The organism is Caproiciproducens sp., from assembly GCF_053840905.1.
The window spans coordinates 25136-42147 of the sequence record NZ_JBNLXQ010000019.1; the positions used below are offsets into that span (position 1 = coordinate 25136).

Consider the following 17012-nt stretch of genomic DNA (forward strand, 5'->3'; position numbering starts at 1 on the left):
TCATGGGAGCCTTTATACTATCCGATAAAATCCGGATATTTTACGGGAGCAATCGCGCGATATACCAAATGCGCCAAACTGATAAAATCAAACACTGGCAAGCCGGTTTCCCTCGCAACTCTTTGAGCGTAAGGCGGCAGGTCGCTGCACTCAAACAAAAACACACCGATATCAGGGTTCTTTCTCAGCAGATCTTTCGCAACTTGCAGCACTTCTTCCTCCATACGCTGTACGTTGATTGTATTTTTGTTTTGCGTTACATGCACATTGTAAAATTCCGGGGAGTGCTCCATACCACCTATCACAAACGGGGTCGACGCATCAATGCCAACGCTCTTCAGAAAGGTTCCGGACGAAAGATGGGAGCCGCCCGCGGTAATGATGCCCACCTTTTTATCGGGACCAATCATTCGGGATAACATGGGTACCATCAGCAACGGCGAAGTGAAAACCGGGATATTCACTTCCGCGACGGTGCGCTGCTGATAAATGGCAAAAAAGCCACAGCCGGAGGTAATTGCCTTACAGCCCTCCGCTTCCAATTCTTTGGCGGCATCTATGAATATCCTGCACCTGCTGTCATCCGGGCCGATATCGTCGCACCACCAGTCTGAAGGTACCCCCTTAAGCACCTTGAACCGTACGGGGAAGTTGTAGGAATAGGCGTTTCCGACGTTACCCGGTACAAGAGGCGCTCCCATATCAAGCATCAAAATCCCGATCGCATCCCCATAAAATGGATGGCCGCCTTTGTATTCCATCAAATTCATTCCTTTCATGTTTCCCAGAGAAGATTTTCTCTGAATCCTCAGCCGAAATAGTCGTCGTTGTGATAAATCAACGGCTGTCTTTCAAAGACTTCTGCCGCTGTCACACCGCCTACGAACAGCATGTGATCCCCGACATCGATCTCGGTAGTCAACTGACAGTTCAAATGTGCAGCAGCGCCCACAATCAGCGGAGCGCCGGAATTGAACCGCGTAATTTCAATACCGTCAAGCTTGTCGACGTCACGTCCGGATACAAAACCACATTTTCTTGCCACGTCTTCTTGACCAGCCGCCAGAATGCTTACAGAAAAAGCGCCAGCCACTTCGATCAGGGCGGCAGTATAATGCGACTTTGCAACTGCTACCAGCAGCGTATTAGGATGGTCGGAAATTTGGGTCAGCCATGCGGCGGTCATGAGGTTTTCCCTGTGTTCGGTTTTTACGCCTAAGATATATACACCCTGACTGATTTGTCTCATAGCGGAATCAATACGATCCATAATTTTGTTTTCCTCCTTTCCAGTTAATGTCAACTCTGATTGTAAGGCTTCAAAAGCATGGAATCAAGTAAGCTCAAATGCGCTTCGCAGATCGGCGAACAGCTTGCAGTACATCTCATAACCTGTGTCGTAGACGGCACAATTGACTTCATCCGCTTCAAAAGACTGTTTGACCAGAGCCATGCTGTCCACTGCGGTTTCCAGGCTGCTGAAAATTCCGGTGGCCTTCCCAGCCAGAATTGCCGCGCCCAAGCAGGCGGCCTCTTTGGACTGCATCGTAACAAGGCGCTTGCCGGTGATGTCTGCCTTAATCTGATTCCAAAGCGGACTGTTGGAGCCGCCGCCCAGTGAGCGAATCTCGTTCACCGAAATCCCCATATTCCCCAGCGTCTCGATGTTGCGCCGAAGAATATAGCCCACAGATTCCATGATAGAGCGGATAAAATGGGCTTTGGTATGTTTGAGCGTTATCCCGAACCATACGCCTTTGGCCTTGGCATTTACATCCGGAGCCAGCGAACCAGAGAGGTGAGGCAACATGGAAAGACCTTCGCAACCCGCCGGAATTTTTTCCGCCTCCCGATCCATCAGATAGTAATCGCTGCCTTCCATCAAAGAAGCGACCGTCATTTCATCCTGGCAGAACTTGTCGCGGAACCAGCGCAGTGTCATTCCACCGGTAGTAAAGGTGTGCATCATATACATGTCCGGTATGGCAAAGTAGTGCAGGGGCATTAACCGGTTAGGGTCAAATGTGGGCTTTGATACCGGAGCGCAGATCGCGAGCGCGGAACCAATGTTCTCCGAAAACATTCCTTCACGGATGTTTCCTACGCCGATTGCTCCGGCCGCCTGATCCAGCGCCCCCGTACAAACCGTAACGTCCCCGCAGAGGCCGAGCGCCGCACTTACCTCCGGGAGCATTTTCCCCACGACTTCCCCGGATTCCCGCACAGGCGCCAGTTGGGATTCCCGGATTCCCAAGTACGTCAGCATCTCCTGCCAGTAGGTTTTGTTAATGATGTCCCAGTAAGTCGAGGAGCATACCAGCGATCCTTCCGTTGCACAGAGCCCCGTCATTCTGTAGATGAAGTAATCTTCCAGCAACAGGAATTTTTCCGTATGTGTGAATATTTCAGGTTCTTTGTTTCTAAGCCACAGAATCTTTGAAGCCGGCCAGCAGGGCTCGAAGCTGACTTGGCCGGTCACTTTGTAGCAGGTCTCATTGCCAAAGTGGGAAGCCAGCTCATTCGCTTCCGCGCCGGCCCGGTTATCCATCCATACAATCGCATTTCTAAGGGGCTTCCCGTCAGCGCCCAAACAAACCAAGGTTTCTCCCTGAGCAGAAATGGCCAAGGCGATCGAGTCGCCGCTCCTTACGTCATGCTGACGTTTGATATCCTGGAGCCCATTGTAAAAGGCGCTCCAGTAAACTTCTACATCCTCCTCCACATAGTTGACCTTCGGCGTAATCAGGTCGTATTCCTGCGTGGATACAGCCAAGAGATTCCCATTTTTTTCAAAAAGAGCAATCTTCAGTGCCGTTGTCCCTAAATCCAAACCAACTAAATATTTCATACATTCACCACCTTTTATGTGTATTTTAACATAGACCGAAGGAACAGTAAATTTACATACTTGCCTATCGCATTTCCTATTTTGCATGAGTTTAGGGATTTGTTTTGGCGGCACCCTGAAAATTTGATATGTGCGGGAATAAAAAATGTCTGACATGGCCGCATACAGCATTTTCAGAAAGCTTCCGCCTGACCGAAAAACAGACTTAAACTTTTGCCGCCTTGAATCGTGATTTCTCATCTTGCTATTTATGGCATCTTCCGGACTTCGGATGATCAAACAGGAAGTCTCCGGGCCTATTCTTATAAAAATGCCCGGCATCCATACTAACAGTATCCGGATGCCGGGCATTAAAAGGGAAGGTTGTAAATAGCGTTTTTTAAATAGCGATAATTTTGATTCCCATGTATTTACAGACAATTTGCAGCAATTCCGCATAATCGCCTTCTTTGATAACAAGGTGATGGTGTAAACCGGCTTCCATCATCCTGTCGAGCACGGCACTGGGCTTCGCGCCATCAATCCGAAGCTTAACCAACAGCTTCTCGCCGCCTGTCACCCACTCTTCATGCGTAGAAGGTAATATTTCACCCGTTGCGATCATAAGCTGATAATTTCCTGCCGATCCCTGCATATCGCACACCGTGCATTTGCTCATACTCTTCAGAGGCAAGCCGACAAAACAGCCCATATCCCCTTCAGGAGAAACCTGTACCTTCTCAAGGCTTTCCGCCAAAGACGCGGGCGCGCTTCCCTCATGAGCGATAGACAGGAAGTCCTTTTCGTCATCATAACTTCCCACTTCACCAAGCGCGCAACAGCCGCCCTGTGCAGCCAGGTTCAGGATGTACTTTATAACTGCATGGGCGATATCGCCCTCCGTATCCAGAATATATCCGTCATCTTCGATCCAGCTGCTGGGCTGGTTCATCAGACCGCCGTAGTTCGGATAACATTCCGCAGCCACAACGTCTATTCCATTGGACTGCATCATCTGTTTTGTAACCGTGTAAACCTTTGCCGCCCACAGCATACATTCCTGATCGCACAGATATTTTCCGGTGCGTCCCTTTAACGAATCCAGTGTGGCTTTTGCTTCTTCGTCGCGAATCTTCTTTGCCGCTTCGATAATTTCTTCCATTTCCATATGCAGCAGTGTGGGTCCAAGTGTTTCACTGAATTCCCATTCTTCAAGAGTCATATCCTGTGGGCCGGCCACACGCCAAGTCTGGCGCGGGCCGAGCAGGACAACACGCAGGGTGGAGACCTTTTTGATAATCTGACCCGCCAGTGCGACTTTCCGAATCTTTTCTATCACCGTATGATCCGAGGGAAGACCATAAACATATTCATAGTGAATCCCGTTTGTATGCAGAACAGAGCCGAAATTCTGGATACATCCGATGGAAAAGGTTTCCGTATACGGCACGGCCCAAAAGACGGTAGGAACCTTTAATTCATGGATGAAAACGTATTTCAGAGAATCACATACCCAGGTGACGTCCATGACCGCCAGAGATTCGATTCCGGCTGTCCTGAACTGGTCGCAGGCAGTCAGTGCCTCGGTCGCAGAATAAACGGCCCGATCGGCCACAACGACATCGAGGCCAACGTCTTTCAACGCTTTTTCAGCTTTAGTCATCAGTTCTTCATAGCGTTGGGCGCCGCTTTCAACATGGCTGCAAACACCCACAATGCCGATTTTAGACTTATTCATAGTTGGTTTATTCCTCCTTTTTTAAGATAGGCAATCAACGGAAAAGGCGACTTACACAGCTTTATGGATTCGGAGCCCCGCACCATGTGATAACGGCCGGCTCCATGCCAATATTCGTCAGTTCGTGCGGCTCGCCCTCTTCTACCATGAGAATATCGCCTTCCTGAAGTTCAAAGCATTCGTTTGTAGCCGGGTTTCTCATAATGACCGCCCCACGGCTGACAAAGAAAACCTCTTTACTTTCAGTGTGCCCAGGATCGATTCCGCCGGTTTGCCCAGGCAGCAAAGCCGACGACCCAAACCACAGCTTTTCCGTACGACAATAGTCACGGCAAACCTCGGGGCCGTCCAGCGAAACTTTGGCAGCGCTCTTTTTTACCACATACATAATATAGTCCTCCAAAAAATCCTATCTTGAGAAACCCATACGGATTTCGTTTTCATCAGGAATCCAGACAGCAGAACCGTCGGCGTCTGGATTCAAAACAAATACGCGAAGCTTCAGCTATAGCGAACCACCCAAAATTGCCTTTATGCTTCTGTATGCTTACTTAAGCAGACCGGCATACGCAAGAGCGTCATGGATTTCTTTTTTCTCCTGTTCCGAGCAGGGGATAATGGGAAGACGGGCCGCACCGCAGCGATGGCCGAGCTGAGAAACAGCTTCCTTGACCGTAGCGGGAAAATTCTCATCCGCACTGATCACGTGTGCAATCGGCAGCAACTTATAATACGTCTCGCGGGCCTTATCGAGCTTTCCGGCCTGCACGTTCTCCAGAATGGAGACCACCTCGGCGGGGGCAATATTGGCAAGAGCCAGAACCGCCGCACTTGCGCCGGTTGAGAAGATCTGCAGGGTCAACTCGTCGCAGCCGGTGAAGATGGTAATATCCGTGCCGTATTTGCGGACAATCTCCGCCATCATATACAGGTTACCGGAAGACTCCTTGATGCCGATCACGTTCGGCAATTGAATCAATTTATTGAAGGTATCCATATCGATGTTCACACTTGTGTGTGATGGAATATTATACAGAATAATCGGCAAACCGAGAGAGGCTACCTGACTGTAGTGCGCAATCAGGCCGTTCTGATTGGGGATATTGTTAAACGGGGTAATGACCAGGCCAGCATCTACGCCGACCTCCAAAGCGTCCTTAACCAATTCAAGTGTGGCGGAAGTAGTGGGGCCGCCACAGCCGCTGATGACTTTCTTGCCGCGGGCATGGCACTCTTCAACGCTGATCTCGGCCACACGCTTCTTCTCTTCGCGGCTCAGGTTAATTGCCTCACCTGTAGAGCCGTTGGCAACAACACCAGCACACCCATTATCCAGGGCAAACCTGATATTTTCACGGATCGCTTCCTCATCAAGGTGATTATTTGCATCAAAGCTGCACACCAATGCCGGGAAAATGCCCTTCAATGTAATTGGTTTTTCCATAATAATTTCCTCCTTAAAATAGATCGTTGAATTTACATAGACTCGAGAATTTCTACAACTTTGGACAGATTCTGACGCACGCTGCCCCCCGGTACAAAGTCCGCTTTGAACAGGGCCGATCCCATGGTAAACAGCCAGGGATTCATCTCCTGAACTTTCCGTAAGCGATCAATACTGGCGATAGAACCCGCCAGTACAGTCGGAAGCGGGCTGTTCTCAATAAACTGCGCACTCAATTTTTCGGGATCACCGTCAACATAGCGATAGCCTAACAAGTCAACCCCGTAAACCCCTTTCGCCTGATACGCTTTTGTCTGTTCTACCATGCTTTGTACAGAACCTTTCAGGACAGAGGGGCTGCCGCTTACATCGCCCACGAACGGAAGATACTTTAGTCCGTTTTCCCTGGCATACTTCACAACGCTGTCATACAGAATCGTCCCCATCAAATAATCGAAGCCGCATTCCACCGCCAGCTTAGCGCCACGCAAACATCCCGCTTCGGTATAAGTAACGACCTCCAAAAATGTTTCTTTCCCAGCTCTTTTCATAGACTGACACAAAGCGGTCATTTTATCGGGCGCCAATCCGACATCTTTGAATCCCCACTTTTTAACCGGGAGATCCTGGCACGCATCAAACGTTTCTTGGGCATTTTGCACAGTCTGGTCATTGTGTGTTAACATGACAATGAGCTTGTCGAGCATCTTGTTTCCATCCACTTATTCTCATCTTCCTTTCAATTTAATGTTTTAAGGTTTCAACAGAAGCTATTTGTACCAGATTGTCATTAGTTTAACGCGTTATTGGAATTCAGTCGATTAACTGTCTTGTTCGCTGTGTTTCTTATTTTGCCTTGTAGCCTCTATATAACAGCTGACAGCTGTTTTTCGCTAAAGAAAAGAGTAGGCCCGTAAAAGCGCAATACGCTTTTACGGGCCTACTCTTTAAGTATTACAAATTTCTAAAATTACGACAAAGGTTAATTGCCCAACCACCCTCCATCCACCGGAATCGTAACACCATTAATATAGTCCGATGCGGCCGATGCCAGAAAAATCGCGATACCGCCCACATCCTCGGGGGTTCCCCAGCGCCCTGCGGGAATCCGCTCATTGATTTGGCGGCTGCGCTCTTTGTTATGGTATACCTCTTCGGTCAGATCCGTACGCATAAAACCGGGAGCGATAGCATTTGCCTGGACGCCGTACTTCGCCCATTCATTTGCCATCGTCTTAGTAATCCCCGCTACGGCGGATTTGGACGCTACATAAGGCAAGTTATTCATCCCCCCCTGAAAAGAAACAAGACTTGCGAGCGATATGATTTTACCGCCGCCTTGCCGGATGAATTCTGCAGCGGCCCGCTGAGACAAAAAGAACAGAGATTTCAGGTTTAGATCCAGAATGGCGTCCCATTCCTGGGGAGAGTATTCCAGTGCGGGCTTTCGGATCGTGGTTCCGGCGTTATTTACCAAAATATCAATGTGACCAAATTCGGCCAGCACCCGGTTGATTACTGTGTCAGCACAACCGGGGTCCGAAAGGTCGGCGGTAATGCCCAGAAATTTTCGACCGCACTCCTGTACGACTTTTTCAACTGCTTCACAGCTGCCGCGGGCAACAACCGCAATATCGGCGCCCGCCTCAGCCAGAGCAATGGTGATTTGGGAACCGAGACCTTTATTCCCGCCTGTAATAATGGCTGCTTTGCCTGTCAAGTCAAACTTTTCGGTGTACATTGAAATTCCTCCCCGCTTTTGGATTCGTCCTTTTATAAAGCAAAAGGACGAATCCTAAATAAAATTTTTATGATCGACTGAATACTATTTTAGCAGCGGTTTTATGATTTTCAACGATTTGAGCCAGACTACGCAGGATAGGAAATAAAATCAGCAAGCTTTGAAATTCACCTTCGAATTAAAATACATCAGTGTAAAGTGTCCATTAACCATTCAAGCCCTTTCTGATCCTTCACGTGCCAAGTCAATATCACCCATCAGATGCTCCAACGCAATGGATTTGGCTCGTTCCCCGTCATGGGAAACAATAGCGTCAAATAGTTCCTGATGCTGCTGAATGCAGTTGTCCAGAAAAGCATTGGTTTGAGTATCCTTCCGGTACACCGGTTTTACGATAAATTCATCGAAGGCGCTGAAGCTTGCGGCAATTGCGCTTGTCAAAGTGCAGTTATGGGCAGCACATCTGATCTTTTGATGAAAGCTTCGATTATGTTCCTCCAGCAGCTGCGTGTCCCCGTTATATAGAGCGCAGATTTTCATTTCCTTTTCAATTTCAGTTATTTCCTCCGGGGTTGCCCTCATTGCCGCAAAATATGCGGCCTGCGGCTCAAGAAGAGTAATGAATTCAGTCAACTCCTCCAGATGTGATAGTTTAAGCGAGGTGTCGAACGCTCCGTTCAGGGCCAGTGAACGTACATCGTTAACCACTGTTCCACTTTTCGTTCTGGTGATATAGCCAAGGGTATCCAGAACTTTGTAAGCCTCCCTCAGGGTGCTTCTACCCAACGATAGAATTTTACACAATTCATTTTCGTTGGGCATCACATATCCTGCCGGCAGCTTTTGCCGTAAAATCATCTGAGCTAAATTTTCAGCGAGCATATTTGCAAAGCCGCAATTGGAGACTGCAGCAATCTCTGAAAACAGTTTTTTGTCGCTCTCATGCATAAATTATCTCTCCAATTTCATCTATAATTTTTACGGCAGACGCAAAACAATGGTCCCAGGTACACCGCAAAATATGAAATAATCGTTATCTTATATATTATAACAAGTTAACCCAATCTGCAATAGAGGCAGGACAAACACGTCCAGTATCCATCGAAGATAAAGTCATCGATATAAAAAATGTGCGGTGATCTTTACCACCGCACATAACCAAATGTTTTTATAAAACAAATCCATATTTCAGCGGATCATTTCTGTCCACTACCAGATGATTAAAACCGGTAATATAAGCGCTTCCCGTGATTTCGGGAATGATTCCGTCAAATTCGCCGATCTTAACCTTTTCCAGCGCTTTCGCTTTAAAACTGGTGCGCAAAACGCTCTCGTGAACAAATTCCTGTCCCAACTCCAGGTTGCCACGGGCGACAAGCGTTGCGACCTTGGCACAGGTTCCCGTTCCACACGGAGAACGATCCACCTCTCCATGCCCTAAGACAACAATGTTCTGCACATCAACGCCACGCGTTTTCGGAGGTCCGTATACTTCGATCAGTTCGACTTTATTGATGGGAAGCAACGGATGCTGTACCTGAACATGCTCGTTGACACATCGCATCAGCGCAAGCGCACGGGGAACGATATCCGGTACATTTTCCGGACAGATATTCTCTATCCCCAGCTGTTTTTGATTCACAATTCCAAAAAAGCTGCCGCCGAAGGCGATGTCAAGGCATACCCGGCCTAAATCCGGTACATCCAAAAAAACGTCCTTAGCATATAGGAAGGAAGGCACATTCTGAAAAGAGGCTTCCACAGCATGGCCGTTCAGCACTTTGACGCGGACCCGTATCAGACCTGCCGGAGCTTCCAGCGTCAGTTCCGTGAAAGGCTCCGTGACTCTCACCATTCCGGTCTCCACAAGCATCGTCGCGACTCCTATGGTGCCGTGTCCGCACATATTAAGGCATCCTTCCCCATCAATAAACAGCATTCCATAGTCTGCGTCGGCAACAGTGGGTTCGGTCAGGATAGCCCCAAACATATTCGCATGCCCTCTGGGCTCAAGCATGGTCAAACGGCGTATTTCATCATAGTTATCCATAAAGTATTGTTTCTTTTCCATCATGCTGCTGCCTTTCAGCACAGGAATACCCCCGACAATGATTCTGGTGTCCTGTCCGACTGTGTGGGTATCTACAACCCGTATCGCATTTGTAAAATTCATCGCCAGCTCTCCTTTTTCCTGCGGATCATGAAAGCTCATGCGCTCTTTTTACTGCCTGCTTCACACATTCCATAACGATTCCATGCATGCCGGTTTCGCTGAGCACCTTGAGCCCGTCTATCGTTACGCCCGCGGGAGACGTCATCGTATCGGTAATCTGATAAGGATGCTTTCCGGTTTTTTGCGTCATCAGTGCGGAACCAATCAGGTTTTCGACGGCCATGTTTCGGGCGTCGGATCTTGAAAACCCGGATTGGACACCGGCGTCGATGAGCGCAGTCAGGAAATACAGGACGTAAGCGGGGCCTGCACAGCTGAATGCGGTGAATTCATCGAACAGAGACTCGCTGATAAATAAAGTCTGTCCCAAGGCATTGAGCATACACTCAATTGCCTTTTTGTCCTCATCGTTGACCTTGCTGTTGACACAGACACCGCTATAACCATGTTGAGCTTCTATAAGAACATTAGGCATGATCCTCGCAATTCGGCTTTTCTCACCCAGCATATTCTGTATTTTATCAAGGGTAATGCCGGCGCAGATAGATACCACCAGTGTGTTGGAATTGAGCCATTTCCTGATATCCTGCAGCACACCGTCCGCATGCTGCGGACGCACAGCCATAAAAACAATATCTGCTTTCTCTACAGCGCTTTTCATATCAGATGCGCCGTTAATCTTATAGGTGTTCTCCAGATACTCCACACGTTCAGGAATGACGTCATACACGAAAATGTTTCCCGCATCAATCGCACCGTTGTTGATCTGGCCGCGGATAATTCCCTCAGCCATGTTGCCTCCTCCAATAAATATTACTTTCTTATCAAGCATAGTGTCATACTTCCTTATAAATATAGATTTACGGTGATTTGGGAAAGGCTACCGTATAAAGCCCTGTTGTTCTAACAAGTCATACAAAATAGCGGGTCTACAGACAAAGGGAGACAGGAAACCTGCTGGTATATCGTTAGGTTGCAGAAAAACGATGTGAAACATATTGCGATTATTTCAAGCTGCATTCTTTTTCAAAGATTGAAGTTCTTTGGAAATAAGGCTATAGGACGCAAAGAGAATCACAACCATAACGATCCATTTAATCGCATACACATTGAGGCTCTTGATCAGATATGCGGCACAGAACACCCCGATAGAACCGAAAATCGCGAACCAAAAGGTGGGCTTACGGGCGTAGTTATTCAGCCGTACAAACTCTGCGGAACCTACCGCGATAGAAACTGTACAGGCGCTCATCATAATGGGAAATGCAACCAGGGGGCTCATACCCAGCGCATAGATGGTGGCCATCGTCGGAGCGTAGGCACCAATGCCGATATTGTTGATTGCGCCATAGATAAACAAAGCAACAGCGGCAACAGCAAGTCTCCAACCGGTAAGTGCCGTAAGATTTCCGTCGGTGGCAAGAACATTGATCTGGCCCAAAAAAACGAGAACAGCGGCAATTCCCAAACCGATTCCCATGGACCAGCGGATCGTAGAAGCGGGAAGCTTCGCTACGATTCTGGGGCTTAACGCCGAACCGATCATTTGCGCAATGATCAGGACAATCAGCGTGATAATATCACATTCAATGGACTGTATGTAAATCAAAGCCATGAACATGAGGGGAATTGTGCATTCAGTGTTGAGTGTAGGCGGGATCAGCCTGTCTTCAACGTATCCCGTCTTGTGATACACGACCGTATTGATCGCATAGTCGGATACGCCGAAAGTGGCACAAATCATCGTAATAAATCCGAGAATAATGTAGAACAGATTGCTTCCTTTTTCCTGAAAGGTTTCTTTTTTGTGCTTGATAAAATCAAGCACAAAGCGAACGATAAAGATCATATTAATTAGTACGATGGCTGCAAGCATCACATAGATCATAATCTTGTCATTCATAATTGTCTCTCCTTTACTATGTATGTTGTCCGACAACATACATAGTATAATTGCATGAATATTGTTTGTCAATAAACTAACATTAACTTCATTTTTTTTGTATACTTAAACAAATGGCTGCGCAAAAATTCAGCATATTTCCAATTTTTATTTTTGCCTTGTTTATTCATGCGTTGTTTTGCCCGGGAATTTTGAGAACCCATGATTAGGAGGGCTGCGCAGCTATATCCATCCGGGATACAAATAGTGCGCCAATCCAATTCAACTTTCTTCCGTTGTCGCTCTATTCTCCGCTTTGCGATTAATGGACATTTTATACTTTTTTGCAATATGACAAAATAGGAAATATAAAGAAGCAATTCCATTCCTTTACAGTTGTTACTCCAAGTGTTAAAACAAAATTGGGGAACTTCCCAAAGAAGAACAGTATGGCAAGCATATTACGATTTCAGATGTATCATGTTGTACACCACATCTAAAATAAGGAGGCCTGTCTATGGTTGTCAAAACTCTTCTCGCCCTCGTTATTATTGTTAACGGCGCTTTTCTGATCTTGTTTTTACGCGACCTGATTACGCATTGGAGTGAAGCGTTCCAGGAGAATGGGAATCTGGTAGTTCAGGCAATTTCATCTCTCGTTATGTATTTTCTTTCAACATTCGGCATTTCCGATTTTGCCATCAGCGCTTCCCTTTATCCGAAGCTGAAATGGGTCAGCGATAAAAAACTGCCCGGAACGATGAATACTCAATGCGTGATTCCGGTCTCGGTGATGGCGCTCGCCTATATATCCACAATCGATGTAGGCCTCATGACGCTCGTCGTCCCTATTGTGGCACAGGTGATCGGCGCTTATGTCAGTCCTCGATTTGTGGCCAAAGCGCCGGCGGAGACAATCAAAAAATTCGTTATTGGAGGCCTCTTAGCCGCTGCCGCATTGATTCTTGCAGGCAAAACCGGCATTTATCCCACTGGCGGGACGGCTACCAATCTGACCGGATTCAAATTGGTGATACTTGGCATACTGTCCATGCTGTACGGAGCACTGAACAATATCGGTATTGGCTCTTATGCCCTGACAATGGCCACGGTTTATGCATTGGGACTGAATCCTTCCGTGGCTTTTCCAGTCATGATGGGGGCCTGCACCTTCTCTGTTCCCGTGGGAAGTATGCAGTTCGTGAAGCTGAAGAATTATTCCAGAAAACTTACATTCCTTACCTCTACATTCGGCGTTGTAGGGGTACTGATCGCTGTGTTCGTCGTAAAAAGTCTTAACATCAGCGTACTCCAGTGGGTTGTTGCCGCAGTTGTTCTGTACAGTGCCGTTACGATGTTGTTAAGCCTGCGGAACAAGCCCGACCGCGAGACGGCTGATTGATGTGATCGGATCCCATATAAAACGCTGCTTCCTTCACCCGGACTCGTACTGGCGCCATTTCTGGAGCCGCTTCGGGTATTCTGTCCCGTAGGGATACAGGGTGTTCTAGCCAAATCATGCAGATTTCTAATGTACAAAAAACGCCAATATTACTCTTCAGAATAATATTGGCGTTTTTTCATTTTTTTGCAGTCCGTAGTTCGGCGTCGCGGACCGACCTTATTTTTATCTGATGGTTACCATTCGCTGGCGTAAAGGGCTGCTTAAATCGCCGGAGAGTCATAAAACGCTATGATTCCCAGTGGACTCTAAGCAAGTATGTTCTGAATTTATGCCGATCCGAACAAGCCAGCCAGATGGAAAATACTTTGCTGAAACAAGAGGCTTGAAGCAAATGATGGAGCAAGAACGGCGCAAAAGGTTCCGGATGATTGCGAGGAACCCCCTCCATGCGTGCTTTTTGTCTATCTTCTGCCGCAAAATCACGTAAATATACGTTGTTCTTGCGGCAGAAGGAAAAGGGAAGGTAGAAGGGAAGGCGTGTTTAATAAAATTCTTATTGCCTGGAATAATCTTAAGATCGTAAACAGAAAATTCATACAATCGCTTCAATAAGGATGCGTTATTCGCAGATTGAAGCTTTGGATAAATCTTTTTGAATCAACATTCCTGCCCTATTGCTAAAGGCCTGCATCCAGTGTCTCAGCCCGGTCCAGAATACGTTCCACGAACGCTTCGTCCCACCAGCCCAAAAAATAGAGAAGATCAGACAGCGTGAAACGGTTGCGGAAAAGGTGACAGTTATTCATTGCCCATCGGACGGTTTTGGCATCAATCTCCGGAGTAAGTCGACTGTACCTGGTGGGTGCGCCTGCGGTATGCATACATTCGCAGAGATATTCGGGTGAAAGAGTCTTTTTTTCCGCTTCTTCTTTAAAGGAATCCCAATTATTCAAAAAAGAGCGAAAACTTTCCTGAGCCGAATGCCATTTGGTCAATTTTTTTTCATAATCACTCCAGCATTCGGAAGCGGCGTGTTGATCTTTATCCAGCCATGAGAATGCTGCATAGACTTTTGGCTTCATTTCCTCATGACCGGGGAAGCAACGGTCAATATCCACTTTGGAAGGGTCGAATTCCTTTAAGAAGAAATCCCAGGCGATTGAGGTCATAATAGCTCCGACTGCAACCTGAGCACCGTGGAATGCGACATTTTTTCCGCGGGAATCCGCCGACATATCAATCAGATGGCTGATAATATGTTCTGTACCGGAAGCAGGAGATGATTCACCCGCGATTCCCATGGACAGTCCGCTCAGTGTCAGCACACGGGCGAGTAACGACAGGGTTCCCCGATCCATCTTAGCAAGGCGGTCGGACTTCTTCATCAGTTCGCGGAGCTGAGGGCGCAAAATAATTGATGGAGATTCATGATAATTTGCGTTCATGCCGATAACATGGGATAGATACCAATCCACGGGGGCCGTCCATGTCGCCATCAAGTCACCGTAGCCTGCCAAATTCCTTTCCGGCGGGGCTTGCTGGACAACATCAAGGTCAATAATCAGCACAGTCGGATAACGTGCTTCTACTGTACGCTTAACGCCGTTTTTCAGCATAACAGCCACACCGTCAGAAAAAGCGTTGACTGAAAGGGCTGTTTGAACGATTACCAAAGGAAGATCGTCGCCAAACATATGGGTGGAATCTTTGCACAGGTCTGTAATAGTTCCTCCACCTACACCTATTACGCAGTCTTTGCCTTGTAGGGCGTTTCCAATAATCTTGCTGTTCACATTGTCCGCGTGCAGATCCTTGGTTTCATTGTGCATAACCAGCCACTCTACTTGAAAATGCTGAGTGAGCAAAAAATATACCTTTTCTTTCACGCTGCTACTTTCCCGAAAATAGGGTGTGCTGTCGGTAACCATAAGAATATTTTTGCCCGTACCATTGGTCAGTTTAGAGACAACCTGTGGAAGGATTTCAAGTGCCTGACGCTGAATAAAGATAGAATCCATCTGGATAGGATGAAGAGTATAATCCGGATCAGATTCTCTGAGTGCCACACGCAATGTGGCAAGATCAGTAGGATCTGCCATTGTCAACCGGGAATCTTGCATTTGTAATCACTTTCCTTTGTATGTTTTGTCAAAAAATGGCTCAAGGGCATCATAAGCATCGCGATAAGCACCATATGCGTCATCGTAAGCCGATTTCTTTTTCAAATCAGGTACATAAGTATTGCCCAATTCTACCATTTTCTCAGCAGCCTCGTCCAAATTTTCAAAGAATCCTTCGGCGACTCCTGCCAGCATAGCGGCGCCAATAGCGGCACCTTCCGAATTTTTAACACAGGTTAAGGTCCTGCCCAGACAGTCCGCTTTTATTTGACACCACAAAGGGCTCTTCGTACCGCCCCCAATGACAAGGATCTGTGAACAGTCCAGTCCGATTTCCTCAAAGCGGTCAATGTTATCCCGTAGGCCAAAGGCAATTCCCTCAAACACTGAACGAGAGAGGTGGGACAAGGTATGGCTTAAGGAAAGCCCGACGAAAGTGCCGCGGGCATTTCCGTTCCAGCGGGGAGTCATCGCACCGGACATGCACGGAAGAAAAATTACTCCGTCCGAACCGATAGGAGCACCGGAGGCCATTACATTCATATCGTCGTAGCAGCCGTGGATAATGGTGTCACAGAACCAACGGGTGGATCCGCCGGAAACAAAACCGGGATTTTCAATCAGCCACCAGCGGCGATCCGCGTGCGAATGGGTTTCAACCAAATGCCCTAGATTGTCGAATACGGGTTTGTCTGACACGCCCGCCACAGGTTCGGCGGTTCCGGTAATATCACAGACCATACCGGGTTTCATCGCACCTGCCCCTACACAGGCGGCGTGTTCGTCACCGCAGCCGATGATTACTTTGGTTTTCTTTGTCAAGCCCAGCTCTGCCGCTGCCTTGGAGGTCAGGGTTCCCGCGATATCATCAGCAGCGCCGATAGTACCCATAATTTTAGGGTCAATGCCCACCGCTTCCGCCATTTCGTCGTCCCAACACTTATTCGACACGTTGTAAAGCATAGATGACGAGGCGTTGGAATAGTCTACATAGCTTTCACCGGTGAGCCAGTGTACTATATAGCTGCCGGGCAACAGGATATTTACACTTTTTTCAAAAACTTCAGGATGGATTTCCTTAATCCACAAGAGCTTAGGTGCCACATGTGAAGAATCCAGGTTTAAACCTGTCAGTGAAAAAACACGATCAGAAGAGATCTTCTCCTCAATGGATCGGCACTGAGCTTCTGCACGGCGATCCAGCCAAATGGGGGCGTTCATCAGGACGTTTCCTTCTTTATCGATTGGCACAGCGCCGTCTACCTGACTGTCAAGGCCAATCGTTCCCACGTCGGCAGGATCAATGCCACTGTCTGAAAGCAGCTTATGTATCACTTTCTTAAGAGATTCAATCCAATCGGGAACATACTGTTCTGCCCAGCCGGGGTTCGGATAAGAAGGATCGTGCGCAGAAACCGCTTCTGCAATAATTTTACCTTCAGAGTTTACCAGTAAACCCTTCATGCTCTGTGTTCCCAGATCAATGCCAATAACGTATTTCATAACAAATTCTCTCTTTCCAAATTTAATTTAATGACTCCATATTTGAGAAAAGGAATAGTCTCCTGCTTGGAAGAGAGGAACGATAGAATTATAGATAGGGAATGATTTGCTTAACAGAGTCAAAGATCAAATGGGGTTTGACATCCGAATCCGGAAGGTCCTTCAACTGTGCCTCGCCG

General features: G+C 47.5%; 15 protein-coding genes. 1 reads left to right on the forward strand and 14 read right to left on the reverse strand.

Annotation, left to right across the window (positions count from 1 at the left end; translation table 11 throughout):
* Nucleotides 1-17 precede the first annotated feature (17 nt).
* From ACQGQ5_RS14685 to ACQGQ5_RS14740, 12 genes are all read right to left on the reverse strand, one after another.
* On the reverse strand, nucleotides 18-761 hold the full coding sequence (locus ACQGQ5_RS14685; RefSeq protein WP_455737242.1) for an aspartate/glutamate racemase family protein: 744 nt from the start codon (nucleotides 759-761) through the stop codon (nucleotides 18-20).
* A gap of 47 nt (nucleotides 762-808) precedes the next feature.
* Complete coding sequence (locus ACQGQ5_RS14690) at nucleotides 809-1270, reverse strand: flavin reductase family protein (RefSeq protein ID WP_455737243.1); 462 nt, start codon at nucleotides 1268-1270, stop codon at nucleotides 809-811.
* A gap of 63 nt (nucleotides 1271-1333) precedes the next feature.
* Entirely contained in the window at nucleotides 1334-2848 is a 1515-nt protein-coding gene (locus tag ACQGQ5_RS14695) for a xylulokinase (RefSeq protein ID WP_455737244.1), read from the reverse strand.
* A gap of 379 nt (nucleotides 2849-3227) precedes the next feature.
* Nucleotides 3228-4565, reverse strand: a complete 1338-nt coding sequence (locus ACQGQ5_RS14700; protein ID WP_455737245.1) for a hypothetical protein — start codon at nucleotides 4563-4565, stop codon at nucleotides 3228-3230.
* A 61-nt stretch (nucleotides 4566-4626) separates the two neighbouring features.
* Nucleotides 4627-4953: a cupin domain-containing protein gene (locus ACQGQ5_RS14705; protein WP_455737246.1), complete on the reverse strand. Its 327-nt coding sequence runs from the start codon at nucleotides 4951-4953 to the stop codon at nucleotides 4627-4629.
* 159 nt (nucleotides 4954-5112) lie between these two features.
* Nucleotides 5113-6009, reverse strand: coding sequence for a 4-hydroxy-tetrahydrodipicolinate synthase (gene dapA, locus ACQGQ5_RS14710; RefSeq protein WP_455737247.1), 897 nt, complete (start codon nucleotides 6007-6009; stop codon nucleotides 5113-5115).
* Between the two features lie 32 nt (nucleotides 6010-6041).
* Entirely contained in the window at nucleotides 6042-6731 is a 690-nt protein-coding gene (locus tag ACQGQ5_RS14715) for a hypothetical protein (RefSeq protein WP_455737248.1), read from the reverse strand.
* A 260-nt stretch (nucleotides 6732-6991) separates the two neighbouring features.
* Nucleotides 6992-7750 carry a glucose 1-dehydrogenase gene (locus ACQGQ5_RS14720; RefSeq protein ID WP_455737249.1) on the reverse strand — a complete coding sequence of 253 codons (759 nt, stop codon included), beginning with the start codon at nucleotides 7748-7750 and terminating at the stop codon, nucleotides 6992-6994.
* 213 nt (nucleotides 7751-7963) lie between these two features.
* Nucleotides 7964-8698 (reverse strand): FadR/GntR family transcriptional regulator, encoded by a 735-nt coding sequence (locus ACQGQ5_RS14725; protein ID WP_455737250.1) that lies wholly within the window; start codon nucleotides 8696-8698, stop codon nucleotides 7964-7966.
* 220 nt (nucleotides 8699-8918) lie between these two features.
* Nucleotides 8919-9923, reverse strand: coding sequence for a proline racemase family protein (locus tag ACQGQ5_RS14730; RefSeq protein WP_455737251.1), 1005 nt, complete (start codon nucleotides 9921-9923; stop codon nucleotides 8919-8921).
* Nucleotides 9924-9948: 25 nt separating this feature from the next.
* Nucleotides 9949-10755, reverse strand: a complete 807-nt coding sequence (gene proC / locus ACQGQ5_RS14735; protein WP_455737252.1) for a pyrroline-5-carboxylate reductase — start codon at nucleotides 10753-10755, stop codon at nucleotides 9949-9951.
* A gap of 177 nt (nucleotides 10756-10932) precedes the next feature.
* Nucleotides 10933-11826, reverse strand: a complete 894-nt coding sequence (locus ACQGQ5_RS14740) for a sulfite exporter TauE/SafE family protein (protein ID WP_455737253.1) — start codon at nucleotides 11824-11826, stop codon at nucleotides 10933-10935.
* A 496-nt stretch (nucleotides 11827-12322) separates the two neighbouring features.
* On the opposite strand from ACQGQ5_RS14740, the gene ACQGQ5_RS14745 reads away from it, so the two are divergent.
* Entirely contained in the window at nucleotides 12323-13207 is an 885-nt protein-coding gene (locus tag ACQGQ5_RS14745) for a hypothetical protein (protein ID WP_455737254.1), read from the forward strand.
* Between the two features lie 680 nt (nucleotides 13208-13887).
* On the opposite strand, the gene ACQGQ5_RS14750 is transcribed toward ACQGQ5_RS14745, so the two are convergent.
* Together ACQGQ5_RS14750 and xylB are read right to left on the reverse strand one after the other, a co-directional pair.
* Nucleotides 13888-15330, reverse strand: a complete 1443-nt coding sequence (locus ACQGQ5_RS14750; protein ID WP_455737255.1) for an iron-containing alcohol dehydrogenase — start codon at nucleotides 15328-15330, stop codon at nucleotides 13888-13890.
* A 6-nt stretch (nucleotides 15331-15336) separates the two neighbouring features.
* Nucleotides 15337-16833 (reverse strand): xylulokinase, encoded by a 1497-nt coding sequence (gene xylB, locus ACQGQ5_RS14755; RefSeq protein ID WP_455737256.1) that lies wholly within the window; start codon nucleotides 16831-16833, stop codon nucleotides 15337-15339.
* Nucleotides 16834-17012: the final 179 nt, after the last annotated feature.